Genomic DNA, 24,166 nt, shown 5'->3' with positions numbered 1-24,166 from the left:
CGTCCAGATCCAGCAGTCTGCGCGACCGCAGGTGCCGCTTGCGGCAGAAAATCCTTGTCTAGCGCTCGGATACAGGCGATCTTCACCTCAAACGCCACGCCACTTGGGGAATGCAGGCTTGAGGCCCTGTTCGCCACTGATAGCGGTGGTGACGCGATAACCAGCGCTCGTCAGGATCTCGCTCGCCACCGCCAGCACTTCGTCATTATCCTCGACGATCAGCACATGTTCGACATAGCCGCGCGGCTGGGCCGGTGCCGCGTTCAGCGCGTCGACGCTGGCATCGGACGTGCCCGCCTCTTCGCTGGGGCGTGCGACGGGGAAGATCATCATGACGCTGGTGCCGCGACCGTCCTCGCTCTCGATATCGAGGCGGCCGCCGGACTGGCGCAGGAACCCGCTGGCCATGGCGAGGCCGAGCCCCGTGCCCTGACCGACGCCCTTGGTCGTGAAGAACGGTTCGACCGCGCGTTCCAGCACCTCGGGCGGCATGCCCGTGCCTTCGTCCTTCACCTCGAGCACGACATAGTCGCCGGGCGCCAGTTCGCGCGCGGTTTCAGGGGTGAGCGACAGGCGGCGCGTGCCGATCGTCACCTCGCCGCCATTGGGCATGGCGTCGCGGGCATTGTTGACGATGTTGAGCAGCGCCATTTCGAGCTGATCGGGATCGACGACGACGTGCGGCAGCCCGCGGCGCAGGCTGAGGTGCAGGTCGACGTATTTCGACACTGAGCTTTCGATCACCTCGCTGAACTCGGTGACGAGGTGGCTGAGATCGATCGCACGCGGTTCGAGCCGCGTCTTGCGGGCGAAGGCGAGCAACTGGCGCGTCAGCTTGGCGCCGCGTTCGGCGGCCGACTGCGCCGCGGCGACGTAACGCTTGGCCTTGTCACTGTCGGTGACGGCGGACAGCAGGTCGAGATTGCCGTTCACCACCTGGAGCAGATTGTTGAAATCGTGTGCGAGGCCGGCGGTGAGTTGGCCGATCGATTCCATCTTCTGCGCCTGGCGGTAGCTCTGTTCGACGTTACGGCGGCGCGTGACGTCGAGCTGGCTGGCGAAGAAATAGAGGAGGTTGCCCTCGACGTCGTAAACCGGGCCGATGAATACCGCGTTCCAGAACGGCGAGCCGTCGCGACGGTAGTTGAGCAATTCGAGCGCGATCGACTGGCGGGCCTCGATCGCCTCGCGCAGTTCGGCGACGGCGCCGCGATCGGTCTGCGACCCCTGCAGGAAGCGGCAGTTCCGGCCCAGCACCTCGGCCTCCTCATACCCCGTCAGGTCGAGGAAGGCCTTGTTGGCGAAGGCGATCGGATTGTCGTCCTGATTGGGATCAGTCAGGATCATCGGCATCCGCGTCATCTCGATCGCGGCGAAGAAGACGTTGCCGCGATCGTCGAGGCCGGGGCGCGTAATCGTGCTTTCGCGCCAGTGATGCAGGCCCGGGCGGCCGATCGGGTCGTCGTGCCCGCTGTCGATCGTGCCGGCGGACGGGACTCCGGTCGCCTGTCCGATCAGGGGCGCGTCGGACGCGGTGCGTTCAGTGGGGTGCTGGGAGTCATCAGCCATGGATTCGGGCATGGCCCAGTCGGCCCCAACAGGCAAGTCGCGACCGTGACTGGTTTATTCCACCGATCATGGTCGATCGCCACCCTCGTCGCGATATTTGATCTCCAGATAGCGACCGCGCGTCGACAGGCTGTCGAGGTCGTTCTGCGCCAGCCGCGCGGTCATGTCGGCGATCTCCTGCTCGATCAGCTTGAGGCCGGCGACGAGTTCGGCGTCGGGCGTGCGGCCGTTGCGCTCGACGCGGCGGAGCGGTTCGGGGACGCGCGCGTAATCGGTGACGAAGGCGGGCAGCTGTTCGCCGATCAAGCGGCGGACCTCATAGGCCTCTTCCTCGCGGCCATCGAGCCGGCCGAGCTGCGGCGACAGCGTTTCGAGACGGACGCCGATCTGGTCGACCAGCCCGCGTGCCGGCGCAGGCAGCATCGGGCGCTGCGCATCGAGCCAGCGTTCGGTCTTGGCGGGCAACGTCTTGATGTCGGTTTCGCGCAGCACCTTTTCGCTCGGCGCGCGGGCGGCCGGCGCGATGGCGATCGCGATCGTCACCGCCGCCATCAGCAGCAGCACGGCTAGCCCGCCGAACAGGCCGAGCGGCACGACCATGCCCGCCACCGCCGCAGCGATCAGGATGATCGCATTGACCGCGCAGATGATCGCGAAGCGCGTGCCGACACCGACCGCCTTGCGCTTCAGCCGCTTGCCATGCGCGCGATACACGGTGCCGAGCTTCTCGGCGACGGGCCCGCGATAGTCCTCGCTGATCCGGGCCATCGTCGCGCGGGCGCGGGCGATCTGTTCGTCGACCTCGGTCATGCCAGTCTCACAGCGACTCCAAGCGATAGCTGTCGGTCGATGGACCCTTCAGCGCCCCCTGCGCGGCGCCTTCCGCCCGCGCGATATAGCCCTTCGACTTCTCCACCTCGCTGCCGAGCGCGGTGACGGTGGTCTTCATCGAATCGAGCGCCTTGATCTTGAACGTGTCGATCGCGTCCATCGTGTCGTAGATGTTCTGGAAGGCGCGTTGCAGCGTTTCGAGCGGGATGGTCGAGGCGGCGGCCTGTTCGTGGATCGCGGCGGTGTTGCTGCGCAGCAGTTTGCCGGTCGAATCGATGATGTTGGCCGTGGTCGTGTTGAGCTGCGTGATCGATTCCAGCACCAGTTTCTGGTTGGTCAGCGCCTGCGCCACCGTCACCGCGGTGCGCAGCGCCGAGACGGTCGTGGTGCTGGCGCGATCGACCCCCTTCACCAGTTCGACGTTGTTCTTCTTGACGAGGTCGAGTGCGAGATAGCCCTGCACCGTCACTGCCATCTGCGTCAGCAGGTCCTGCGTGCGCTGGCGCGTGTAGAACAGCGCGGTCTCGCGGATCGCCTTCGCCTTGGCGGGATCGGTGTGGTCGAGGTCGGCGGCCGTCTCCTCCAGCTTGGCGTCCATCGCCTTGCTGAGGTGGATCATCTGTTCAAGGCGCCCCATCGCGCCCCACAGGTTGGCGCGCTCGGTATCGATCGCGGCATTGTCCATCAGCAGTTCGTCCTTGCCGGACGCAAGGTTCTTCAAGATCGCGCTGATGTGCGTCTGCGACGACTGATAGCTTTCAAAATAGTCGCGCATCTTCGACCCGAAGGGGATGATGCCGAAGATCTTCTTGGGGCCCGAGAGCGCGCCCTTGCGGCCGGGATCGAGGTCTTCGATCACGCGGCGTAGCTGCGCAAGGTCGGCACCGACGCCGCTTTCCTTGTCCATCGCGCGGATCGGGCGATCGAGGAAGCGGTTCGACTGGCCCGCCGCCTCGCGAATTTCCTTCGCGCCCATCGCGGTGATCGCATCGACGCGCTTGCCGAATTCGGGGCTATTGACGTCTTCGGCGACGAGATCGCGGACGAAGGTATCGACGCGGGTTTCGAGCTGCGTCTTCTTGGCATCGTCGATCGGCACGAGTCCGGCGGCGCGCTCCGCCTGCACGGTGGGTACGGGATCGGGCGGGGTCAGCACCAGCCCCGGTTGCGTAGGTGCGCTCAAGGTATCGGCGCTCGTCGCCATCATCGTCCTCCAGCGGGCATCGGCCCGTTGCCCCGCAATGTGCCGGTTGCGGGGGCGGGGTTCAAGTGTGTCATGTGAATAATACGCTGGCGCGCGATGCCGGGGGTGATTCGGGTCGCGGAAGTGGACGAAGTGGACGGTACGTCATCGTCGGAAATGCCACCCGTGCTGCGCCTGCCGGACAAGGGCAGGGCGAGGATGGGCGTGGCCATGGCGGCAGTATAGCGGATCGGGGGCGTGTAGGACAGTGAAGATTAAGGCCCTGAAAGTATGGCGCTACAGCCGTGAGAAAATAACTCGCTTGGTAAAACATGTTTGTATGCCGCGCGGCTTGCATATCGGATCACCAAGGCGCTGAAACTATCGCGCGCAAATTGTTAACTCTGGTCTCTTAATTTTCATGCGTCGTAGGTCGATGATGCGCATCAGGGAGGCGGATCGTGCGAGTGTTAATCCAAGCGTTTCGGGACTTGTGGGGCTTGCCTGGCGCATTCGCCGATCTAAGCTTTGGACATACATCTGACGGTCGGCCCGTCTTCATGCCGTATGGGCTATGGGGCGGAAGCTACGTAGTGGAATCACAGACACGGCTGCGGTCCATGAGAAACCAGCTCGGCTTGCTATTTATCATGCCGGCGGTGACATTCCTGGCGCTCGTTTCGTTGAGTTTGCGGCCGATCCGGGAAACAGCGTTGTCGCCGGTATTGATTTTTGTCGTGGTAAGCTTTGCCGCATTCACTTGCGTCTTTGTTGGATGGGCGTGGTTCAACACGCGCACAATGTCTAAACTGGAGGAGGGTGAACGCGGCATTCCTGTTTCGGACGATCCACTGGAGGCAGGAGCTTCATCCGTTCAGCGGTTCTTGAATTCGTTCGGCGCTGAAACCACGGACTTACTATGCGTATCGGGCGCCCTGGCTGGGTTCGCGTGCCAGATGGTCGTTCGGGACCGGACCTCGCTGGAGGGACGGCCTTCAGGCTTTGCGGAGGTCACGCTGCAAGACGGGCGCGTGCTCCAGTTCGGCGATAATTTGAACGGCCCGCTTGCCGAAGACGAGACGTCGGTATGGAGCATCGTGGGCGATGGTGCCCCAGTGGCGGACATCAAGCCGTTTTTCTCAGACGCTATCGCTGTCCTGACCAATGAGATCACGCCGCCGGCCATCGGCAGCATGGTCACAAGCGTCCAACGGCTATGGCCGGCTATCGTCCTAATTCTTGATGGCAACAACGTACCGGTCACCTCCAGGCATCTTGCCATCGCACGCGCGGTACGATCCATTCAACATACGCAGCAGGTGTTGCCCTTGCAGCGATGCGTGGAGATTGCGATGCGCGCCGCTATCATCATGTCGAAATGGGATGCTGCGGAGGTGCTAGTCCCCGACGAAACAGCTTGCGCCACTTCGTAAAGGCATTTGGACTGATGTACTTACAATCTCTGCGGATCAAAGGTATGACAAGGCTATCGATGCGGTCGCGTTGAAACCAAGCCTGCTGGATGCGCTTCGGGCAATGGTCCCGCTAGACGCTGAAGACGATCTCCCTGAGGCGTCCAGCGCGTCACTGCCGCCATTACAAGCAATCGATCTTTAAGCGGTGTCGCCACTACCGGCGCCGCGTTCAAGCTGGCGCAAAGCCGCCCCTCCCCGCCCCCTTCCCGCGACGCAACATTTCGGCTATGGGCGCCCGCGATACCCTATAGATCAGGAATTCCCATGAGCCTCCGCAACGTGGCGATCATCGCGCACGTCGATCACGGCAAGACGACGCTGGTCGATCAGCTCTTCCGCCAGTCCGGCACCTTCCGCGACAACCAGCGTGTCGAAGAGCGCGCGATGGATTCGAACGACCTCGAAAAGGAGCGCGGGATCACCATTCTCGCCAAGCCGACCTCGGTCGACTGGGCGCCTCCCGGTGGCGGCGAGACCGTGCGCATCAACATCGTCGATACGCCGGGCCACGCCGACTTTGGTGGTGAAGTCGAGCGCATTCTCTCCATGGTCGACGGCGTCGTGCTGCTGGTGGATTCGTCGGAAGGCGCGATGCCGCAGACGAAGTTCGTGACCGGCAAGGCGCTGGCGCTGGGCCTGAAGCCGATCGTCGTGGTCAACAAGGTCGACCGCCCCGACGCGCGCATCCAGGAGGTGCTGGACGAGGTGTTCGACCTGTTCGTGTCGCTGGACGCGAACGACGAGCAGCTCGACTTCCCGGTGCTCTATGCCTCGGGCCGCAACGGCTATGCCTCGACTGACATGGACGCGCGCGAAGGCACGCTGATCCCGATGTTCGAGACGATCGTCAACCACGTGCCGCCGCCCAACCTCGACAAGGACGCGCCGTTCACCTTCCTGGTGACGCTGCTCGATCGCGACAACTTCCTGGGCCGCATCCTGACCGGCCGCGTCAATTCGGGCACGGTGAAGACCAACCAGCCGATCCATGCGCTCGACAATGATGGCAACATCATCGAGACGGGCCGCGCGTCGAAGATCCTGTCGTTCCGCGGGCTCGATCGCGTGCCGGTCGACGAAGCGAGCGCGGGCGACATCATCAGCCTCGCCGGCCTGACCGTCGCGACGGTCGCCAACACGATCGCCGACACGACCGTCAGCGAGCCGCTGCACGCGCAGCCGATCGATCCGCCGACGCTGTCGATGCGCTTTGCGGTGAACGATTCGCCGATGGCGGGTCGCGAGGGCAGCAAGGTGACGAGCCGCATGATCCGCGACCGTCTGTTCCGCGAGGCGGAATCGAACGTCGCGGTGAAGGTGACCGAAGCCGCCGATCGTGACAGCTTCGAAGTCGCCGGCCGCGGCGAGCTTCAGCTGGGCGTGCTGATCGAGACGATGCGCCGCGAAGGCTTCGAGCTGGGCATCAGCCGCCCGCGCGTGCTGTTCGGCGAGGATGAGGACGGCAAGAAGACCGAGCCGTACGAAACCGTCATCATCGACGTGGACGAGGAGCATTCGGGCACCGTCGTCGAGAAGATGAACCTGCGGAAGGCCGAGCTGACCGACATGCGTCCGTCGACCGGCGGCAAGACGCGCATCACCTTCTCGGCGCCCAGCCGCGGCATGATCGGTTACCACGGCGAGTTCCTGTCGGACACGCGCGGCACCGGCATCATGAACCGGCTGTTCGAGCGTTATGGTCCGCACAAGGGCCAGATCGAAGGCCGCAAGAACGGCGTGCTGATCTCGAACGGCGCGGGCGAGGCGAACAGCTATGCGCTCGGCCCGCTCGAGGATCGCGGCATCCTGTTCGTCGGTCACGGCGAGGCGCTGTACGAGGGCATGATCATCGGTGAGAACGCCAAGACGGATGACCTGGAGGTCAATCCGATGAAGGCGAAGCAGCTGACGAACTTCCGCGCATCGGGCGGCAAGGACGATGCGATCCGCCTGACGCCGCCGAAGAAGATGACGCTGGAACAGGCGATTGCGTACATCGACGACGACGAAATGGTCGAAGTGACGCCGAAGTCGATCCGCCTGCGCAAGCGCCACTTGGATCCGCACGAGCGCAAGAAGGCGTCGCGCGCCAAGATGGCGGCGTAACGCTTTCGGATTTTGGTTTGAGGAGGGGGCGTCCGAGCGATCGGGCGCCCTCTTTTTTGTGTGCGGTGAGCGTACCGGTGATCTCGCCCTCCTCGTCACCCCGGGCTTGACCCGGGGTCCCGCTTTTTGGCGGGGCGGAGAAGAAGAAGCGGGACCCCGGGTCGAGCCCGGGGTGACGGGGGCGGGGGACGGAATATGCGACGCTTTGCGGTGCCGCCGCCTGCCGTCGGTGGCGATCGCTTGTCGGGCGTGGGCGCTCGCCGATGGGGCGGGTGGAAGGTGTCTTGACCTCCCCGTCATCCCGGACGGGTACTCTGCAGCGAGGGGCGTTTTGCGCCTCTTGCCGCCCCCTGGCGGCCCGGTGGACCCCGGAACGAGTCCGGGGTGACGGTGTGGTTGGGGCGACGACGGGGCGCAAAAAAAGGGGCGGCGCCTTGTGGTGCCGCCCCTGCTTTAGGTCAGGGCAAATTGCTTACTTGAAGCGGCCGCTGACCGAGACGCCGATGATGCGCGGTTCGTTGAACACCGCGGCCATGTAGTTTTCGATCACGCCCTTCAGGTTCTTTTCGTTGGTGATGTTGCGGGCAAAGGCGGCGACTTCGTAATTGTCGTCCGGCGTCGTGTAGCCGATCTTCAGGCCGCCTTCGAAATTGCCCTTCGAATAGAATTCCGCGGTCTTGTAGAGCACGAAGTTCGTATAGCCCTGGATGTTCCAGTCGGTCGCGGCGAACAGCTTGCCGCCGTTCGACAGCGGCACGTCGTAGCGCGCGGTGGCGTCGAGGTTCCAGCGCGGGGCGTTGGGCAGCGGGTTGCCGTCGACGGCCGCGAAGGTGTTGGCGCCGACCTTGATCGTCGGATTCTGCACGGTGCAGACGACCACGCCGTTGAGGATGCAGACCTGCGCATAGACCCGCTTGTCGCGGATCTTCGAGGCCAATGCACTTGCGCCGAGGGTCAGCGTCAGGTTCGGGATCGGGCGGAATTCGCTATCGATCTCGACGCCATAGGCGCGGGCCTTGTCGGCATTGAACAGCACGCCATTGCCGTTCACGTCATTGCCGTTCAGCTGGATGTCGTTGACGACATAGGTGAATAGCGACGAATTGATGCGCAGGCGCCCGTCGAGGAACAGGCCCTTCGACCCGACTTCCCACGAGGTGATCGTTTCGCTGTTCGCGGTGCTGAACGGCGAGTTGAACACCGCCGAGCGACCCTGGATCGTCGGACCGCGGAAGCCGCGCGCGACGCGGGCGTAAACGCTGTTCTGGCCGTCGATCGCGTAGAGCGCCGAGACGTCCCAGCTCGGCTCCTTGCCCTCGAGGCGCACCGACGTCGGGGCGGTGGGGTTGAAGCGGCGGAACTGGTCGACGGTGCCGGTAACATCATAGACGGGCTTCACGAGCGCGGTCTTCTTGAGATCCTCGGTATAGCGCGCGCCACCGGTGATCGTGAAGTCCGGCGTCACCTTGAAGCTGGCCTGACCGAAGGCCGCCCAGCTGGTGTTGACGTCGCGCAGACGCACCCAGTTGTTGGGATTGCGCGTGTTTCCAAGGGCATCCGGGCCGGTCAGGAAGTAGGACCGTTGGTAGAATTCCGTGGTGTCCTTCTGGTTGAAGTAGAATCCACCGACCTGCCAGGTGAAACGCTGGCCCGCGGCCGACGCGAGGCGGACTTCCTGCGTATACTGGTCGAGGCCGCGGATGTTGCCCTGGCTCTGCCCGTAGCCATTGGGACGGCCGTTGAACGGATAGTTCACCGCCGCGCCGCCATCGGTATCGCCGCGGCTGTAGCCCGAGGTCGTCTCGTACGCGCTGATCGAGGTGAGCGTGACCGGCCCGAAGTCGTAGGCGGCGTTCACCGACGTGCCGTAGGTGTCGTAATCCTGCGGGTTGTCGTTGCCTTCGTCGAGCGCGATCCGGTCGCGCGGTTCGGCCGAGACCGAGTTCGAGCCCTTCTTCAGCGCCGCGCGGTGGAAGATCGTCGAGGTGCCGTGATAGCCGCGCGCATGGCCCGACACGTTGACCGAGAAGGCGTCGGTCGGCGTCAGCAGCACCTGCAGGCGCACGTCCTTTTCGGTGAAGCCGCCCATCGCATTCTTCTGCGGCGTGCGCGTGCTGTCGGCGCTGTAGCCCGCAAAGGTGTTGTCGACCCAGTCGTTGCGGTGCTGCATCAGGCCCGACAGACGGACGGCGACCTTGTCCTGAACGATCGGACCGCCGACGCCGGCGTCATAGGTGAAGGTGCCGAGGCTGCCGGCCGACGCCGACACGCGACCCTGCCAGGTTTGCGAAGGCTTGATCGTATCGAACTTAATGATACCGGCGGTCGTGTTGCGACCGAACAAGGACCCCTGCGGACCGCGCAAGACTTCGACCTGCTGTACGTCGAACACGGGATTGGATTTCAGGACGACATGTTCCAGAACAACATCATCCTGGATGATGGAGACTGGTTGGCTGGCGCCCAGGTAAAAGTCTATGTTGCCCAAGCCGCGGATGTAGAAGCGCGGGAAGATGCGGCCGGTGGTGGTTTCGGCATAGAGACCGGGGACGCGACCCGAGAGCGCGAGAATGTCCTCGCCGCCCGACTGGAGATTGCGCAGTTCCGGCCCGCCGACGACGGCGACCGAGATCGGCACGCGCTGCAGGTTTTCGGCCCGGCGTTCGGCGGTGACGACGATGTCGCCGAGATCGCCGGTGTCGGCCTGCGGCGCGGCATCGGCCGGGGCGGGAACGGGCGCAGGCGCCGTCTGGGCGAGGGCGGGCGCCGCGAGGCCGGCGGCGCCGAGCAGCAGCATGGTCTTGAACAGGCGAGACGTCACGAAATTCCCCTTTATGATCTGGCGCGAGGGGACCATGTTCGCGTGGCAGGCGCGCGGGTGATCCCGTTCGCGAATGCCCGTCGTATCGGATGGCGCCCCCTGCGGCTGTCGCGCGACTAAGCGCGGATTGTGTCGTCTTCGTGAACATATGTGTCCGGGCGGACGGTAAACCGCGGATGAACGCCGCATTCCGGCTCGGTTCAGCCCGAATCACCTAGAGCACTGGCAACACGCTCGGACCGTTGTGCGTTTGGCCCAACCCGGACGTCGTCAGTGAGGAGGTTCGTCATGAACGGGTTTTTGAAGAAGGCAGGATTGGGTGTGGCGCTCGCCGCCACCGCGCTGACCGCCGCGGCGCCGGCCGATGCGCAGCGTTGGGGCGGCTATCGCCATTATAACCGTGGTGGCGGCGATGCCGTTGCCGGTGCGCTGCTGGGCGGCGTGCTGGGCCTGGGCATCGGTGCGGCGATCGCGAGCAGCAACCGTCCGCGCTATTACGATCGCGGCTATTATTACGATGCGCCGCCGCCCCCGCCGCGCGTCGTGTATGAAGACCGCTATTATGCGCCGCCGCCGCCGCCGCCCCCGCCGAGGGTCGTGGTGCGCGAGCGCTACTATAACTACAATTATCCGTCCTACGGATATGGCTACGGCTACTGATAGCAGCGGTTTCGTCGGGAAGGCGGCGTGGGCAGCGATGCCCGCGCCGCTTTTTCGTGGCGGGCGCGCGCCATTGGCGTTAAGCGCGCGCGGATGACCGATACGCCCCCCGATCGCCTGTCGACCGACCCGTCGAGCCCGTATTTCGACCAGCCCGCGCTGGAGCGCGGCATCGGTATCCGCTTCAAGGGCAAGCAGCGCCACGACGTCGAGGAATATGACCGCGCCGCCGGCTGGATCCGCGTCGCGCTGGGCAAGAAGGTCGACCGCCACGGCCGCCCGCTGACGATCAAGCTGACCGGCGAGGTGGAGGCGTGGTTCGAACGGCCTGCGCCAGGGGCCGAGGCTGAGGATAGCGCCGAGGGCTAAGCCCCGATCGCGACTGGCAGACCGTGAGGGCGTGGCGGGGAACCGGTGCGCCCTTTTTGCTGGGTGATGCGTGTGACGGTGTGAAGGGTGGCTGCTGTGCCCAAGCGTCATCCGCAGGCTGGGATCGTTCGGTTAGGGCGCATCGGGAGTCGCGAAAGACCCCAGCCTGCGCTGGGGTGACGTTTTGGGGTAGGCGGATCGAACCGAGTTGAAGCGGGAGCTACGGAAAAAGCCTCCCCGTCATGCCGGACGTGTTCCGGCATCCACCGGGCCGCAGGGGCCGAAGCTCCCGATTGCGTGGAGGAGTGGACCCCGGACCAAGTCCGGGGTGACGGATCACGCGTGGCGAGCGGAGGCGCTTCCACGAAGGTCCTGCCTGCGCTGGGATGACGTTCGAGACGGGTGGATCGATGCCCAGCCGCGTCAGCCCAAGACGCGGCCAATGCGGACGAGGACGCCGCTGGGATCGCTGACCGCGAATTCGTAGGTGCCCCAGGGGGTGGGGTGGGGCGTGTCGGGCAGGATGATGAGCTCGCGCACCCGGTCGGCGATCGCGTCGACGTCGTCGACATAGAGATAAAGGCCGAAGGGATTGTCCTCGACGTTGGCTGGCCAGCCGGGCGCGTGGCGCAGGTGAAGGTGCCAGCCACGGCCGTCCTCCAGAATGCGATATTCGCCCCAATCGGACGCGAGGGTGAAACCCAGCCGGGCGTAGAAGGCGGTGCTGGCGGTGAGATCGGTGCTCGGCACGATGGCGACGACATGGTGGGACATCGGGATCGGCCTCCTGCGGGGACGGCTTATCGCTTGGACAGATGCCGTAGGATCGCTGGCATCTCCGCATCGATGACCGGGCGGGGATCGCCGTCGCCGTAGCGCACGCTACTGCGATAGCGGAGCAGCTGTCGATAGGGGTGCGCGCCGGTGCCGGGCGCGCTAACGGTGACCCAATAGGCGAAGGGAGCGGTGCGGGTCGGCTCTGCGACGATGACGTCGCCGGCGAGCGGGCCGGCGTCGATATAGCGCACCTCCTGATTGTTGTTGCGGCCGGTCTGGCGCGTGAAGACGGGCGTGAAGCGGTCGGCGGTCCGGTCGTAGGCGAACAGCGCGGTCGCGATCCGCTGGTCGCCGTTGGCGCCGTGCAGGCTGCCGACGCGGAGCAGCAGCAGCGGGACATGGTCGCGAGGGTGGACGATGCGCGCGGCGAGCAAATCGTGCGGCTCGCCATAGGCATCGGCGCCGCTGGGTGGCGTGAGCAGGCGCGCGACATCGGGCTGGCAGGTGCCACCGGGATGGCCGAGGCACAGGCGGACCGCGCCGGGGACGGTGCCGTCGCCGAGGATCGGATCGGGGATGGCAGGTCCCTGCGTCGCGGCGAGGCGCCACGGGGTGCGGGTGGCGAAGGGGCGGGTGAGGTCGATTGTGGCCGGCAGCGGGGGCGCGGCGGGGCTGGAGGCGGCGACCAGGAGCAGGGCGAGCAGCGGCATAAGCATGCATCCTTCGCGGGCGAGGCGCCGGCAATCTGCGCGGTGAAATCTTGCGCGTTGCTGAACGTCGTTGGTGAGCGGCGCGCGTGATGGCAGGGGTGGGTGTGGTTCGCTTGGGCGGCGCGCTGGCAGTGGCGATAGGGGCCGCCTAGCCCGCAGTGGCAAAGTCGGCGAGAGGTGGGCGGGTCAGATCATGGCCAAACGGTCGTTAACCATATTGGCGCCGCCTATCAGTGACGCACGCCGCAAAAGGGTTGCGCAGGATTACCGATCTGGTACGTTGGTGTCCGCCGGTGGGGACATGGCATCCCATCGGCCGGCGATCGCGTCCAGATATTGGCGTGCGACGTCGAGCGTTCCTGGTACATAGCGATAGTGGGTTTCGCGCCCTGCGCTGGTCCGGGTGACGAGGCCCGCCTGTTCGAGCAGGTGCAAATGTTTGGTGACGGCCTGGCGGGTCATTCCCGCATGCGTCGCCAGCCGGGCGATCGGTCGGGCGACGCCGCTGCGTAGGGTCACGAGCAGCAGCAGCCGCGTGGGATCGCCGAGAATGGCGAACAGCCGCGCGGCCTGCACGGGCTTGGCGACGGACGGCGGAACGGACATCGGCAACCTCCCGGTTGCCCAGGCAACCGTCAGGATGCCGACAGGGCAACCAAACGGTTGCGACGCTGGCAACCCTCTGGTTGCTTATGATCGACGTACGGTGGATAGGCAACGCCATCGTTGCCATCGTACGTGGCGCAGGTCCTTGGCCGCAGTGATGACCGCGTTGTGGCGCATGGCCGGTCGACGCGGGGACGGTCTGCCTGGGGCTGAGCCGGGCGCCGGTGGACGCAAAACCGTCAAAATGCGGCGGCATGATTGGCCCGGGACGTCGGGTGCGATGGCCGGTGTAAATGGACGAGCGTCGGAGGCAGACATGAACCGGGCAGGGCGGGCCGTGATGGCGATGGTGGCGGGCGCGCTGATGCTGTCGGCCGGACCGGCGGTCGCCAGCGAGCCGGGCCTGGAGCTGATCGGCACGACGCAGATTCCGTTCGACAGCCGGTTCGACGGGATCACGATCGGCGGACTGTCGGGCCTCGATCGGCTGCGCGGCGACCAGTATCTCGCCATATCGGACGACAAGGGCGATGGCCGGCCGCCGCGCTTCTATCAGCTATCGATCGGGCTGGATCCAGCGCATCGCGCGATGACGGTGCGGGTCGAACGCCAGACACCGCTGCGCGACGTGCGGGGCGCGCGCTTCCCGATGGACCGCGCGGTCGTCGATCCCGAAGGCATCCGGCATCTGGCGAACGGGCATATCCTGTGGTCGTCCGAGGGTACGTGGAGCGAGGACCCCGCGCTACGGGTGCAGCCGGCGATCTACGAAAGCAATGCGGCAGGCCGTGTGCTGCGGCAGTTCGATTTACCGTCGGCTTATCTGTATGCGGACAATCGCACACGCGGGGCGGCTTCGAACGGCGTGCTGGAGGGGCTGGCGGTCGCGCCCAAGGGCGGCGTGTTCGCGATCAACGAGGTGCCGGCCTATGAGGATGGGGCGGCGAATGGGGTCGCGCTTCATCGCCTGACCCGCTTCGATCCGCGGACCGGGCGGCCGCTACGCCAATATGTCTATGACGTGCCGGATGCGCGCTACAGCGTGTCGGAATTGCTGGCGATCGACGACCGGCGCTTCCTGTCGATCGAGCGCGTCGCGCCGTTCGACATGCGGCAGGGCGTGCGCGCGCGGATCGTGCTGTCGCGGATCGCCGACGATACGACGGACGTGCTGTCGTGCCCGGCGCTGCCGCGCTGCGCCGCGGTGCCGATGACGCGTGAGGTGCTGCTCGACCTGCCCGGCCGATATGACGGCGTGCTGATCGACAATCTGGAAGGGATGGCGTGGGGCCCGCGCCTGCCGGACGGGCGGCGCACGCTGATCCTGGTGGCGGACGACAATTTCAATCCGGAGGAGACGACGCAGTTCCTCGCCTTCGCCTGGCCGGGTGCGGACCCGCTGCGGTAGCGGGTCCGTCGGCGGCGGTTACGCCGCCTCGAGCGCCTCGGTCGCCTCCAGCCATTGCGCTTCGAGCGCGTCGATGCGGTCCTGCGCGTCGGCGCGGCGCTTCATCAGGTCGCCCATGGCGAGCTTGGCGAAGCGCGGCTCGGCGGTCTTGGGATCGAACATGGCGCGATCGAGCGCGTTGCGTTCGGTGGTGAGCTTGGCGATCTCCGCCTCCGCGTCGCGGATCGCCTTGCGGCGCGCCTTGTCGGCGTCGCGGTCGATCGGCTTGGCCTTGTCCTTCTTCCCCTTCTTGTCTTCGGGAGCCTTGTCGCCCGCGAGGACGAAGGCGATGTAATCGTCGAGGCTGCCGTCGAATTCCTTCGCGGTGCCGCCGTCGACCAGCACGAGGCGGTCGGCGGTCATTTCCAGCATGTGGCGATCGTGGCTGACCAGCACGACGGCGCCCGAATAGGCGTTGAGCGCCTGGATCAGCGCCTCGCGCGCGTCGACGTCGAGGTGGTTGGTCGGTTCGTCGAGGATCAGCATGTGCGGCGCGTCGCGGGTGATGAGCGCCAAGGCGAGGCGCGCCTTTTCGCCGCCCGACATTTTGCCGACCTTGCCCACCGCCTTGTCACCCGAAAAGCCGAAGCGGCCGAGCTGCGCGCGCACCGCCGCCGGGCTGGCGCCGCGCATGATGCGGGTCATGTGTTCGAGCGGCGTGTCGTCGGCGTCGAGTTCCTCGACCTGATATTGGGTGAAATAGCCGACCTTCATCTTGCCGGTGGCGTTCATCTCGCCGTCCATCGGCGTCAGCTGCGCGGCGAGCAGGCGGGCGAGCGTGGTCTTGCCGTTGCCGTTGCGGCCCAGCAGCGCGACGCGATCATCGGGGTCGAGGCGCATGTTGAGGCGCTTGAGGATCGGCGTGTCGGCATAGCCGACGCTCGCCATGTCGAGCGTGATGAGCGGGGGGCGCAGTTCGCTGGGATCGGGGAAGTCGAACGACAGAGTCGGATCGTTGGCGAGTTCGGCGATCGGCTGCATCTTCGCCAGCATCTTCTGCCGGCTCTGCGCCTGTTTGGCGGTGGAGGCGCGGGCCGAATTGCGGGCGACATAGTCCTGGAGCTTAGCGCGCTGCGCGTCCTGGTTCGCCTTGGCGGCGGCGAGCTGCGCCATGCGTTCCGCGCGCTGGCGTTCGAAGCTGTCGTAGCCGCCGGCGTAGAGCGTGATCTTGCCGTTCTGCAGGTGCAGGATGTGGTCGACGACGTTGTTGAGGAAGTCGCGTTCGTGGCTGACGACGACGATCGTCGCCTTGTAGTTCACCAGGAAATCCTCGAGCCACATCACCGCTTCGAGATCGAGGTGGTTGCTAGGCTCGTCGAGGAGCAGCAGGTCGGGCTGCGAGAAGAGGAGCGCGGCGAGCGCGACGCGCATCTTCCAGCCGCCCGAGAAGCTGTCGAGCGGGCGCTGCTGCATCTCTTCGTCGAAGCCGAGGCCGAGCAGGATCTGCGCGGCGCGCATGGGGGCGGTATAGGCGTCGATCGCGATCAGGCGCTCGTAGACGTCGCCGAGCCGGTCGGGGTCTTCGCACGTCTCCGACTCGATCATCAGTGCGGCGCGCTCGACGTCGGCGGCGAGGACGGTGTCGAAGGGCGTCGCGGTGCCCGAGGGGGCTTCCTGCGCGATATAGCCGAGGCGCGCGCCCTTGGGCATGTCGGCGCTGCCGTCGTCGGGCTCCAGCATGCCGGCGATGACGCGGACCAGCGTCGACTTGCCGGCGCCGTTGCGACCGATCAGGCCGACGCGGCTGCCGGGCGGCAGCGCCGCGGATGCGCCGTCGAGGATCGTGCGGCCGCCGAGGCGCACGGTGATGCCGTTGAGGTTGAGCATGGGCGAGGCCCATAGCAGATGTTGCGTTGCAGCTAAAGCGGGCGGGAAGGCGGGGTGTTCGCGCGAAGACGCGAAGACGCGAAGAGAGTGGGGCTTGGCGCCGCCGGTCTGCCCAAGGCAGGGTGAGCGGTGAGCGTGCCTGCGGCGCGCGCCCTGTGCGACTTCGCGGCTTCGCGTGAACCCTATTAAAACGACCGGATCAGGCGGACGGCTTGCGCGATCCAGGGGGGCGAGGGGATCGAGACGGGGCGGGCGGCGGGCGTGGGGGGGAGGACCAGAAGCGCCTCGCCGTCGATGCCGATGAGCCGTGCGAACAGGAAGCGGCCGGCGGGTTCGGGGAGCAGGATGTCGCGGTTGAGCGCTTGGGCAAAGCCGTCGGGTGCGCGCAGGTCGCACCAGATTTCGTCGCCGGCGCGATAATCGCCGACGCTGCCGGTCACCGAAATGGCGATGCCGCCGTTACTCGGCTGCGGTGCGGGGAGCGTCATTTCGCGGCGGGGCACGTGGGTGCCGTCGCTGTCCAGCGTCGCGGCGACCGGCAGCGCGGTGCGTTCGGGCAAGGTCACCAGATCGGCGGGCGCGACCTCCAGCGCCGCGGCGATGCGGTTCAGCCAGTCGACCGAAACCGTCCGCGTCCCCGTTTCCAGACGGCCGATCGTCTGGGCGGTTGTTGGAGGGACGCACCGCTGCGCGACCTCTTCGAGGGTCAGTCCCTTGGCCCTACGTACTTGACGGATCGCGGTAATCATGGCGGCTCTCTAACCAGTGTGGTTATTTCGCTGTCCTACAACGTGCGCGATATGGCAAGCCCCCGCGACTCGGAAAGCGAAGGAGCGCGGGATATGCGGGAGCTGGTGGAGCGGACGATCGGCGATGCGCGGCGGGTGCGGGTGAACGTGGCGGAATCACCGTTGGGGTGGCTGAAGGCGCGTGGGCTGGTGGACGCGCGGCAGTTCGAGGCGGGCGAGCGGCTGCGCGGCGATTACGAAACGGCGGCGCTGGGGCCGCGGGTGACGATGCGGTGGTCGCCACGCGTCGACGGCGGGGCGGGCGAAGGCCTCGACCCGACGACCGCGCAGATCGCGGCGAAGCGGCGGTTCGATGCGGCGCTCGACGCGGCGGGCAAGGGCCTGTCCGATATTGCGTGGCGGACGATCTGTGCGGGGGAGGCGCTGCCGGTGGCGGAAAAGGCGCTGGGCTGGCCGGTGCGATCGGGGCGGCTGGTGCTGACGCTGGCGCTCGACCGGCTGGCCGATCATTACCGGCTGGCCTGACGGCGCGCGTGGGTGTAGGGCGCGCGCCAAGCAGAACATAAGTGGCACGGATACGTGCCGATGACGGGATGGGTGCAGTGCGGTTCGACGTCGTGAAATGTCATGGGTCCGGCAACGACTTTCCGTTGATCGACGCGCGTGCGCTGTCGCTCACCGATGCGGACTGGGCGGCGGTGGCGCGGGCGCTGGCCGACCGGCGCGGGCCGGTGGGCGGTGACGGGCTGCTGCTGCTGGGGCAAGGCGCTGGAAATGCTGCGTTTTCGATGCGGATGTTCAATTCGGATGGCAGCGAGGCGGAGACGTGCCTGAACGGCTTGCGCTGCGTGGCGCGGGCGGGGTTCGAGGCGCTGAGGATCGACGCCGCCGATGTGTCGCTGAAGACGTCGACTGCCTTTGTCGAGCGCGATGCCGATGTGGCGCCGGGCGTCTATACGGTGCGGGAGACGGCGGGGCCGGCGGGGCTGGATGCGGCGGCGTGGCCGCTGACCGGCGCTGGGCCGCGGATCGTCGAGGCGGTGGTGCCGCCGCTGGAGAGCGACCGATTGTTCACCGCGGTATCGATGCCCAACCCGCATCTGGTGACGTTCGTCGATGCCGTGGACGAGACCGAGCTGGTCGCCGTGGGCGAGCAGTGCGAAGCGGCACCCGCGTGGTTGCCCAATCGCGCCAACGTGTCGTTCGTCGAAGTGCGCGGTGGCGATCTGTTCGTGCGGACATTCGAACGCGGTGTCGGGCTGACTGACAGCTGCGGCAGCGCGATGGCAGCGTCGAGCTTCGCCGCCTGCCTGACCGGGCGGCTGGCCTATGGCGCCCCGATCACGGTGTTCAACAAAGGCGGGCTGGTGCGGGCGGTCGTCGCCGAGGACGCGATGGTCAGCCTGTCGGGCAATGCGACCTGGGAATGGCGGGGATCGGTCGACATCGACCTAATGACGGAGCAGGCGGGAAACTTGCGCGTTGAGGGTCATGCCGATGCGGAGATCGCCGCCTGGGCGCAGTTAGCCGACGCCGCGAGCCGCTGACCCGCCCCAGACCTGATCCAGTTGAAGGCGAGGGTCGCCCTTTTGGGCGCATCCTCCCGTACCGCTTAGAGAAAAGTATCACGATGCGTGACGATTCGAACTATTTCTACGACCGGGCCGAAACCGAGCTCGAACTGGCGCAGCGCGCCACCCACCCGCTGGCGGTGCGCGCGCACTATATCATCGCCAACCATTATCTGGACCGCTGCTACGGCAGCCCGGCCGAGGATGCCCCCGCCGCGCCCGCCGACGAGGCCGACGCCGCCTGATCCTCGCGGCGAACGGGCCGGTGCCGTGCGTGGCGTGACGCGGACCGGGTGAACCCTCGCGATTCCCATGCGTTGCAGGGGGGCGAGGTAGGAATGGCGGACGAGGCGCAAGACCCGACGCCCGGTGGGCATGGTCCGGGCGATACGGAAGTATGGACGGGCACGCGGGCCGATGACGGCCCGGAGGGTAAGTTATACCCGGTAGCGGTCGCGTTGCGCGCAACCTTCGATGCCGACAATCATGCGACGCTGAGCCGCGACGTCACCGGGCTGATGCTCGACCTCTCGCGGGTGCCGTTCGAACCGCACGAATTCGAACCTCTGCTGCGGCCGCTGGCGCCACCGCCACCGGCCGGGTGGCTGGCGCGGGCGCGCCTGGCCTTGCGCCGGTTGCGCGAGGCGCGGGGCTGAGCGTGCCGCTCAGGCGGGAACGCGCATGCCTTTCAATTCCGATCCGAGCGAGCTGAACAGCGCCTCGATCTGCGACAGCGCGAGCGGCGACAGGCGGATGGGCGTCGCAGGGCCAAGCGCGCCCGGCGCCTCCATCTCGGCGAAACCAGCATCGATCAGCGCCAGGATCCAGCGGTTGGCGAGCGCCTGCGACGTGCTGATCCGCTTGGCGAGTTCGGCGGCCGTGACCGAGCTCGCCTCCGCCTCTGCCAGATAGGCGATCAACAGAATCTCGCAGGCGGGATTGCCGGCCAGCGCCGGGCCGAATGCGCGCTTGCTGCCACTGACCGCCTGCAGGAACATCCGCGCCATCCGCCAATAGCTATGGACCGATTCGGTTTCGGCATGGCGGCAGAGCAGGCGGGCGCTGAGGACGAGCAAGGCGGCGTCACCCTGGCCCAGCCGCGAGACGGAGACGTTGATCCAGACGACGCCGCCATCGGCCTGCATGCAGCGCAGCGTACCGCGATGTGTCTTCTGGGCGGGATCGCGCCACGCGGTCTGCAGGAATGCGTCCGCGATCAGCCGTTCGGTCGGATGGGCGAATTCGCTCGCCGGACGTCCGATCACCGCATCGCGCCCGATGCCGACGAGCGCTTCATAGCCGTCGTCGATATCGACGATGTCCCTGCGGCGGTTGATCAGCGCATGGCCGATATGTCCTGATCGATACGGCATAGCGTACGATAGCGGCCTTTCGTGGCAAAATGAAACCCGTTGTCAGACTATTGTACCTTAGTAGCATATCTTGTGCCCGGCCGTGGCGATCCGGCGATAGGATGGGTAATTGTAACCTATCTGGTACAAAGCGCTTGACATCGTCACGCTCGTTCGGTACATAACGGGAACGCTGAAGAATTGCGAGTCGGGCCAGGGTGGTGGGGATCGATCCCCGTCGCGCTCGGCCACTTGCGTTTCGGGGCCGGGGCGAGGGGGGATGAACGTATGGGCATGGAGCGGTCGACGGCGGACGCCGACGAACGACGCGAGGCAGCGGGGGCGCTCATCGCGCAGGGCAAGCGGCCGACCAAGCGGTGGGCGCGGTGGAATGCGGCGATGCGCGACACGTTCTTCGCGCATCTTGCCGGAAGCTGTAACATCGCCGCGTCGGCCGCCGCGATCGGCCTTAGCCCGTCGCAGGTGCAGCACCGGCGCCGCACCAACCCGCAGTTCGCGGCGCTGTGGGCGGATGCGATCGAGGCGGGCTATCAGCTGCTTGAGATGCGGCTGCTGGGCTATGTCCTGGCGGGCGGTGGCGAGACGATCGCGCCCGATGATCCGAATGCGTTGGGGCCGGTGCATTGGGAGGGGGCGATCAAGCTGCTGACCATCCACCGCGCGCGGCGGGAGGGGCGGGGCAAGCCGTGCGGCCCAGCGCCCAAGGCGGCGACGCGCGAGGAGACGGATGCCGCGATCGTGGCGGGGCTGGCGGCGCTGGCGGCGCGCCGGACCAGGGCGCTGCTGCCGATGGGTGGCGCATGAGCCGGCAAGGGGAGGCGATCGATGCCGTCACGGTGCTGGCCGGGCTGACGCCGGACGATCGCGACTATGTGATGCGCCGCCTGACACCGGCGATGCGGCGCGAGCTGTCGGAACGCTGGATCGGCGGCTGGGCGCGGGCGGGGCAGGCGCCGCCGGAGGGGGACTGGCGCATCTGGCTGATCCGCGCCGGGCGCGGATTCGGCAAGACACGCGCGGGCGCGGAATGGGTGACGACGCTGGCGGCGGACAAGCATGCGGCGATCGCGCTGGTCGGCGCGACCGAGGCGGACGTGCGGCGGGTGATGATCGACGGGCCGAGCGGGCTGCGCGCGGTCGCCAAGACGGGGCGGATCCCACGCTATACGATCCACAAGGGCGAGGTGCGCTGGCCCAATGGGGCGGTCGCCTATGTCTATTCGGCCGATGCGCCCGAGCAGCTGCGCGGGCCCGAGCATAGCGCGGCCTGGTGCGACGAGCTGGCCAAGTGGCGGCGCGGCGATGCCGCCTGGGACAATCTGATGATGGGCCTCAGGCGCGGGACCGACCCGCGCGTGCTGGTGACGACGACGCCGCGGCCGACCAATCTGATGAAGCGCGTGCTACGATCGAAGGGGCTGGTCGAGACGCGCGGGACGACGCGCGACAATCCGTTCCTGCCGCAGGTGTTCGTCGATCATATCGAAGAGGCCTATGCCGGCACGGCGCTGGGCCGGCAGGAGCTGGACGGCGAGATGGTCGAGGATCTGGCCGGCGCCTTGTGGTCGCGCGCGCTGCTGGAAACGTGCCGGGGCGACCTACCCGACGATCTGGTGCGCGTCGTGGTCGGCGTCGATCCGCCGGCGGGGGGACTGGAGGACGGCGCGACGGGCGATGCCTGCGGGATCGTCGCGGTCGGGCTGGACGGCGACGGCGTCGCGCATGTGCTGGACGATGCAAGCGTCTCCGCCGCTTCGCCCGAGGGCTGGGCGCGCGCGGTGGCGGGTTGCGCCGCGCAACATCGCGCCGACCGGGTGGTGGCGGAGGCGAACCAGGGCGGGGCGATGGTGCGATCGGTGCTGATGGCCGCCGACGTGACGCTGCCGCTGACGCTGGTGCGCGCGAGCCGGGGCAAGGTGGCACGGGCCGAGCCGGTGGCGACACTCTACGCGCGCGGGCGGGTGCGGCATTGCGGACGGTTCGCCGCGCTGGAGGACGAGATGTGCGGGCTGGTGGCCGGGGGCGGCTATCAGGGGCCGGGGCGGTCGCCGGATCGCGCGGATGCGCTGGTGTGGGCGGTCAGCGAACTGATGCTGCGACCGCAGGGCAAGGCCGGCGTGCGGGGGCTGTAGGGCGGGGCGTCGGCGTTTCCCTTCGTCATCCCGGCGTACGCCGGGATCCATGGATACGCGACGCTGGCGTCGGCGCGTACCCATTGGCCGCCCGCGACCATGGATCCCGGCGTGCGCCGGGATGACGAGGCGGGGGCGTGGGCTCGCCCTTGCCGGAACGGCATTACGGGAGATTCGACATGTGGTTGTTCGGGCGGAAGGGGCTGCGCGAAGGTGCGCGGCCGGCGTTGTCGCGTGGCGGCGCGGGCGTGGCCTTGGGGGAATGGCCGCGCAGCTATGAGGCGCAGGTGCGCGAGGCCTATGCGGGCAATGCGATCGCGCAGCGGGCGGTGAAGCTGGTGGCCGAAAGCGTGGCGGGTGCGCCTGTGGTGGCGAGCGTGCCCGACATGATGGCATTGCTGGCGGCGCGATCGGGCGGGCAGGTGCTGCTGGAGGCGGTGGCGGCGCAGCTGCTGCTGCACGGCAATGCTTATGTCCAGGTGCTGCGGGATGCCGAGGGGCAGGTCGGCGCGCTATATGCGTTGCGGCCCGAGCGGGTGAGCGTCGAGGTGGACGCGGGCGGCTGGCCGACCGCCTATCGCTATGCGGTGGGCGAGCGGCGGGTGCGGCTGGATGCGGAGGGGTCGCGGCCGGACGTGATCCATATCCGCAGCTTCAATCCGATCGACGATCATTACGGCATGGGGTGCCTGGGTGCCGCCGCCGGGGCGGTCGCGGTCCACAATGCGGCGGGCAAGTGGAACAAGGCGCTGCTCGACAATGCGGCGCGACCGTCGGGCGCGTTGGTCTACGATCCGGGCGATGGCGCGGCGCTGTCGGCGGAACAGTTCGAGCGGTTGAAGGCGGAGATGGAGGCGGGGTTCGCGGGCGCGACCAACGCCGGGCGGCCGATGCTGTTGGAAGGCGGGCTGAAGTGGCAGGCGCTGTCGCTGTCGCCCGCCGATATGGATTTCGTCGGGCTGAAGGCAGCGGCGGCGCGTGAGATCGCGCTGGCGTTCGGGGTGCCGCCGATGCTGCTTGGCCTGCCCGGGGACGCGACCTATGCCAATTATCGCGAGGCGAACCGGGCGCTGTGGCGGCTCACGGTGCTGCCGCTGGCGGGGACGATCCTGACCGCCTTGGCGCAAGGGCTGGGGGGCTGGTTCGAGGGGGCGGCGCTGTCGGTCGACCTCGACCGCGTGCCGGCGCTGGCGGAGGATCGCGAGCGGCTGTGGCGCAGCGTGTCGGGTGCCGATTTCCTGAGCGTCGAGGAGAAGCGGGCGATGCTGGGAGTGGGGGCATGAGCGGGCCGGCACAGGATACGGGGGTGCTGGCGCAGCTGATGGCGCAGGCGGCGCGCGAGGGCGCGGACCTGGCGACGATGCGCGGCATCGCCGAGGAGGCGGGCGAGCTGTCGGCGATGCGCGCGCTGACCCGGCTGGGCCTCAGCGACGAGGCGGCGCGGGGGGACCTGGCCGAACTGCGCGAGCTGCTGGGGGCGTGGCGCGATGCCAAACGGTCGGCTTGGAAGGCGGTAGCGGGGTGGTGCGTGCGGCTGGCGGGCGCGCTGCTGCTGACGGGGCTGGCGGTGAAGCTGGGGTTCGGCGGGTGGCTGGAGTGAGGTTCGCCGGATACGCCGCGGTGTTCGATTGCGTCGATCGGGCGGGGGATGTGGTGCGGTCGGGGGCCTTTGCGGGCGCCGGGCCGGTGCCGCTGCTGTGGCAGCATCGTGGGCGCGCGGTGGGGCGGATCGACGTTTTGGCCGAAGACGCGCGCGGGCTGCTGGTCGCGGGGGTGATCGACGATGCGGAGGTTGCGCGGCTGGTGACGGCGCGCGCGGTCGATGGGCTGTCGGTGGGGTATCGGCCACTGGTGGTGCGGCAGGGTGCGCGGCGCGAGCTGCTGCGCGTGGCGCTGGCCGAGGTGAGTTTGGTGGCGGTGCCGATGCAGACGCTCGCGCGGATCACGCAGATCGGCTGAT

24 protein-coding genes are annotated in these 24,166 nt (G+C 67.3%); 14 read left to right on the top strand and 10 right to left on the bottom strand.

Annotation, left to right across the window (positions count from 1 at the left end; all coding sequences use genetic code 11):
• Positions 1-87 precede the first annotated feature (87 nt).
• The 3 genes from ACP7A3_RS06200 to ACP7A3_RS06190 form a co-directional block, all read right to left on the bottom strand.
• Positions 88-1,569 carry an ATP-binding protein gene (locus ACP7A3_RS06200; protein ID WP_426254964.1) on the bottom strand — a complete coding sequence of 494 codons (1,482 nt, stop codon included), beginning with the start codon at positions 1,567-1,569 and terminating at the stop codon, positions 88-90.
• A 66-nt stretch (positions 1,570-1,635) separates the two neighbouring features.
• A complete protein-coding gene (locus tag ACP7A3_RS06195) occupies positions 1,636-2,379 on the bottom strand; it encodes a hypothetical protein (RefSeq protein ID WP_244056755.1) in 744 nt (247 codons plus the stop codon).
• 7 nt (positions 2,380-2,386) lie between these two features.
• Positions 2,387-3,604: a toxic anion resistance protein gene (locus ACP7A3_RS06190; RefSeq protein ID WP_043060855.1), complete on the bottom strand. Its 1,218-nt coding sequence runs from the start codon at positions 3,602-3,604 to the stop codon at positions 2,387-2,389.
• 599 nt (positions 3,605-4,203) lie between these two features.
• Between ACP7A3_RS06190 and ACP7A3_RS06185 the strand changes: the two genes are divergently transcribed.
• Together ACP7A3_RS06185 and typA are read left to right on the top strand one after the other, a co-directional pair.
• Positions 4,204-5,016 carry a hypothetical protein gene (locus ACP7A3_RS06185; protein WP_426254965.1) on the top strand — a complete coding sequence of 271 codons (813 nt, stop codon included), beginning with the start codon at positions 4,204-4,206 and terminating at the stop codon, positions 5,014-5,016.
• A 306-nt stretch (positions 5,017-5,322) separates the two neighbouring features.
• The gene (gene typA, locus ACP7A3_RS06180; protein ID WP_043060842.1) at positions 5,323-7,164 is read left to right on the top strand and encodes a translational GTPase TypA; all 1,842 of its coding nucleotides are present in this window, start codon (positions 5,323-5,325) and stop codon (positions 7,162-7,164) included.
• Positions 7,165-7,636: 472 nt separating this feature from the next.
• Here the strand turns inward: typA and ACP7A3_RS06175 are convergent, their stop codons facing one another.
• A complete protein-coding gene (locus tag ACP7A3_RS06175; RefSeq protein WP_426254966.1) occupies positions 7,637-10,021 on the bottom strand; it encodes a TonB-dependent receptor in 2,385 nt (794 codons plus the stop codon).
• A gap of 252 nt (positions 10,022-10,273) precedes the next feature.
• Between ACP7A3_RS06175 and ACP7A3_RS06170 the strand changes: the two genes are divergently transcribed.
• A complete protein-coding gene (locus tag ACP7A3_RS06170; protein WP_294216098.1) occupies positions 10,274-10,645 on the top strand; it encodes a hypothetical protein in 372 nt (123 codons plus the stop codon).
• A 93-nt stretch (positions 10,646-10,738) separates the two neighbouring features.
• The gene (locus tag ACP7A3_RS06165; protein ID WP_244056746.1) at positions 10,739-11,014 is read left to right on the top strand and encodes a DUF3297 family protein; all 276 of its coding nucleotides are present in this window, start codon (positions 10,739-10,741) and stop codon (positions 11,012-11,014) included.
• Positions 11,015-11,437: 423 nt separating this feature from the next.
• On the opposite strand, the gene ACP7A3_RS06160 is transcribed toward ACP7A3_RS06165, so the two are convergent.
• From ACP7A3_RS06160 to ACP7A3_RS06150, 3 genes are all read right to left on the bottom strand, one after another.
• The gene (locus tag ACP7A3_RS06160; RefSeq protein WP_426254967.1) at positions 11,438-11,788 is read right to left on the bottom strand and encodes a VOC family protein; all 351 of its coding nucleotides are present in this window, start codon (positions 11,786-11,788) and stop codon (positions 11,438-11,440) included.
• Between the two features lie 26 nt (positions 11,789-11,814).
• The gene (locus ACP7A3_RS06155; RefSeq protein ID WP_426254968.1) at positions 11,815-12,501 is read right to left on the bottom strand and encodes a hypothetical protein; all 687 of its coding nucleotides are present in this window, start codon (positions 12,499-12,501) and stop codon (positions 11,815-11,817) included.
• Positions 12,502-12,765: 264 nt separating this feature from the next.
• Positions 12,766-13,107 (bottom strand): ArsR/SmtB family transcription factor, encoded by a 342-nt coding sequence (locus ACP7A3_RS06150; RefSeq protein ID WP_426254969.1) that lies wholly within the window; start codon positions 13,105-13,107, stop codon positions 12,766-12,768.
• Positions 13,108-13,423: 316 nt separating this feature from the next.
• Here ACP7A3_RS06150 and ACP7A3_RS06145 point away from each other — a divergent pair, with 316 nt between their 5' ends.
• Positions 13,424-14,515, top strand: coding sequence for an esterase-like activity of phytase family protein (locus tag ACP7A3_RS06145; protein WP_426254970.1), 1,092 nt, complete (start codon positions 13,424-13,426; stop codon positions 14,513-14,515).
• An 18-nt stretch (positions 14,516-14,533) separates the two neighbouring features.
• Here ACP7A3_RS06145 and ACP7A3_RS06140 read toward each other — a convergent pair whose 3' ends face one another.
• Positions 14,534-16,381 carry an ABC-F family ATP-binding cassette domain-containing protein gene (locus tag ACP7A3_RS06140; RefSeq protein WP_426254971.1) on the bottom strand — a complete coding sequence of 616 codons (1,848 nt, stop codon included), beginning with the start codon at positions 16,379-16,381 and terminating at the stop codon, positions 14,534-14,536.
• Between the two features lie 185 nt (positions 16,382-16,566).
• Entirely contained in the window at positions 16,567-17,130 is a 564-nt protein-coding gene (locus ACP7A3_RS06135; RefSeq protein ID WP_426254972.1) for a helix-turn-helix domain-containing protein, read from the bottom strand.
• A gap of 93 nt (positions 17,131-17,223) precedes the next feature.
• Here ACP7A3_RS06135 and ACP7A3_RS06130 point away from each other — a divergent pair, with 93 nt between their 5' ends.
• From ACP7A3_RS06130 to ACP7A3_RS06115, 4 genes are all read left to right on the top strand, one after another.
• Positions 17,224-17,655 (top strand): DUF6456 domain-containing protein, encoded by a 432-nt coding sequence (locus ACP7A3_RS06130; RefSeq protein ID WP_244056734.1) that lies wholly within the window; start codon positions 17,224-17,226, stop codon positions 17,653-17,655.
• 68 nt (positions 17,656-17,723) lie between these two features.
• Positions 17,724-18,677, top strand: coding sequence for a diaminopimelate epimerase (dapF, locus tag ACP7A3_RS06125; RefSeq protein WP_426255329.1), 954 nt, complete (start codon positions 17,724-17,726; stop codon positions 18,675-18,677).
• An 83-nt stretch (positions 18,678-18,760) separates the two neighbouring features.
• The gene (locus tag ACP7A3_RS06120; RefSeq protein ID WP_426254973.1) at positions 18,761-18,946 is read left to right on the top strand and encodes a hypothetical protein; all 186 of its coding nucleotides are present in this window, start codon (positions 18,761-18,763) and stop codon (positions 18,944-18,946) included.
• A gap of 93 nt (positions 18,947-19,039) precedes the next feature.
• Entirely contained in the window at positions 19,040-19,357 is a 318-nt protein-coding gene (locus ACP7A3_RS06115; protein ID WP_426254974.1) for a hypothetical protein, read from the top strand.
• Between the two features lie 9 nt (positions 19,358-19,366).
• On the opposite strand, the gene ACP7A3_RS06110 is transcribed toward ACP7A3_RS06115, so the two are convergent.
• On the bottom strand, positions 19,367-20,074 hold the full coding sequence (locus tag ACP7A3_RS06110) for a PAS domain-containing protein (RefSeq protein ID WP_426254975.1): 708 nt from the start codon (positions 20,072-20,074) through the stop codon (positions 19,367-19,369).
• Between the two features lie 273 nt (positions 20,075-20,347).
• On the opposite strand from ACP7A3_RS06110, the gene ACP7A3_RS06105 reads away from it, so the two are divergent.
• From ACP7A3_RS06105 to ACP7A3_RS06085, 5 genes are all read left to right on the top strand, one after another.
• On the top strand, positions 20,348-20,878 hold the full coding sequence (locus ACP7A3_RS06105; RefSeq protein ID WP_426254976.1) for a hypothetical protein: 531 nt from the start codon (positions 20,348-20,350) through the stop codon (positions 20,876-20,878).
• Positions 20,875-22,206, top strand: coding sequence for a DNA-packaging protein (locus ACP7A3_RS06100; RefSeq protein ID WP_426254977.1), 1,332 nt, complete (start codon positions 20,875-20,877; stop codon positions 22,204-22,206). The genes ACP7A3_RS06105 and ACP7A3_RS06100 overlap by 4 nt, the downstream gene beginning before the upstream one ends.
• A 179-nt stretch (positions 22,207-22,385) precedes the next feature.
• Positions 22,386-23,489, top strand: a complete 1,104-nt coding sequence (locus tag ACP7A3_RS06095; RefSeq protein ID WP_426254978.1) for a phage portal protein — start codon at positions 22,386-22,388, stop codon at positions 23,487-23,489.
• Positions 23,486-23,806, top strand: coding sequence for a DUF6127 family protein (locus ACP7A3_RS06090; RefSeq protein WP_426254979.1), 321 nt, complete (start codon positions 23,486-23,488; stop codon positions 23,804-23,806). Before ACP7A3_RS06095 ends, ACP7A3_RS06090 begins: the two co-directional genes overlap by 4 nt.
• Positions 23,803-24,165, top strand: a complete 363-nt coding sequence (locus ACP7A3_RS06085; RefSeq protein WP_426255330.1) for an HK97 family phage prohead protease — start codon at positions 23,803-23,805, stop codon at positions 24,163-24,165. The genes ACP7A3_RS06090 and ACP7A3_RS06085 overlap by 4 nt, the downstream gene beginning before the upstream one ends.
• Position 24,166 lies beyond the last annotated feature (1 nt).

The organism is Sphingomonas sp. DC5200-1 (assembly GCF_049897245.1).
In the GTDB taxonomy this organism is placed as follows: Bacteria; Pseudomonadota; Alphaproteobacteria; order Sphingomonadales; family Sphingomonadaceae; genus Sphingomonas; species Sphingomonas aquatilis.
This window is presented reverse-complemented; position numbering and strand designations above follow the sequence as displayed.

Coding starts and splice junctions, on each gene's coding strand:
- ACP7A3_RS06185 (WP_426254965.1), top strand. CDS start 4,204: ATGAGAAACCAGCTCGGCTTGCTATTTATCATGCCGGCGGTGACATTC.
- ACP7A3_RS06170 (WP_294216098.1), top strand. CDS start 10,274: ATGAACGGGTTTTTGAAGAAGGCAGGATTGGGTGTGGCGCTCGCCGCC.
- ACP7A3_RS06100 (WP_426254977.1), top strand. CDS start 20,875: ATGAGCCGGCAAGGGGAGGCGATCGATGCCGTCACGGTGCTGGCCGGG.
- ACP7A3_RS06165 (WP_244056746.1), top strand. CDS start 10,739: ATGACCGATACGCCCCCCGATCGCCTGTCGACCGACCCGTCGAGCCCG.
- ACP7A3_RS06150 (WP_426254969.1), bottom strand. CDS start 13,107: ATGTCCGTTCCGCCGTCCGTCGCCAAGCCCGTGCAGGCCGCGCGGCTG.
- ACP7A3_RS06160 (WP_426254967.1), bottom strand. CDS start 11,788: ATGTCCCACCATGTCGTCGCCATCGTGCCGAGCACCGATCTCACCGCC.
- ACP7A3_RS06140 (WP_426254971.1), bottom strand. CDS start 16,381: ATGCTCAACCTCAACGGCATCACCGTGCGCCTCGGCGGCCGCACGATC.
- ACP7A3_RS06175 (WP_426254966.1), bottom strand. CDS start 10,021: ATGGTCCCCTCGCGCCAGATCATAAAGGGGAATTTCGTGACGTCTCGC.
- ACP7A3_RS06115 (WP_426254974.1), top strand. CDS start 19,040: ATGGCGGACGAGGCGCAAGACCCGACGCCCGGTGGGCATGGTCCGGGC.
- ACP7A3_RS06120 (WP_426254973.1), top strand. CDS start 18,761: ATGCGTGACGATTCGAACTATTTCTACGACCGGGCCGAAACCGAGCTC.
- ACP7A3_RS06135 (WP_426254972.1), bottom strand. CDS start 17,130: ATGATTACCGCGATCCGTCAAGTACGTAGGGCCAAGGGACTGACCCTC.
- dapF (WP_426255329.1), top strand. CDS start 17,724: ATGGGTGCAGTGCGGTTCGACGTCGTGAAATGTCATGGGTCCGGCAAC.
- ACP7A3_RS06200 (WP_426254964.1), bottom strand. CDS start 1,569: ATGGCTGATGACTCCCAGCACCCCACTGAACGCACCGCGTCCGACGCG.
- ACP7A3_RS06105 (WP_426254976.1), top strand. CDS start 20,348: ATGGAGCGGTCGACGGCGGACGCCGACGAACGACGCGAGGCAGCGGGG.
- ACP7A3_RS06110 (WP_426254975.1), bottom strand. CDS start 20,074: ATGCCGTATCGATCAGGACATATCGGCCATGCGCTGATCAACCGCCGC.
- ACP7A3_RS06190 (WP_043060855.1), bottom strand. CDS start 3,604: ATGGCGACGAGCGCCGATACCTTGAGCGCACCTACGCAACCGGGGCTG.
- ACP7A3_RS06090 (WP_426254979.1), top strand. CDS start 23,486: ATGAGCGGGCCGGCACAGGATACGGGGGTGCTGGCGCAGCTGATGGCG.
- typA (WP_043060842.1), top strand. CDS start 5,323: ATGAGCCTCCGCAACGTGGCGATCATCGCGCACGTCGATCACGGCAAG.
- ACP7A3_RS06130 (WP_244056734.1), top strand. CDS start 17,224: ATGCGGGAGCTGGTGGAGCGGACGATCGGCGATGCGCGGCGGGTGCGG.
- ACP7A3_RS06155 (WP_426254968.1), bottom strand. CDS start 12,501: ATGCCGCTGCTCGCCCTGCTCCTGGTCGCCGCCTCCAGCCCCGCCGCG.
- ACP7A3_RS06145 (WP_426254970.1), top strand. CDS start 13,424: ATGAACCGGGCAGGGCGGGCCGTGATGGCGATGGTGGCGGGCGCGCTG.
- ACP7A3_RS06195 (WP_244056755.1), bottom strand. CDS start 2,379: ATGACCGAGGTCGACGAACAGATCGCCCGCGCCCGCGCGACGATGGCC.
- ACP7A3_RS06095 (WP_426254978.1), top strand. CDS start 22,386: ATGTGGTTGTTCGGGCGGAAGGGGCTGCGCGAAGGTGCGCGGCCGGCG.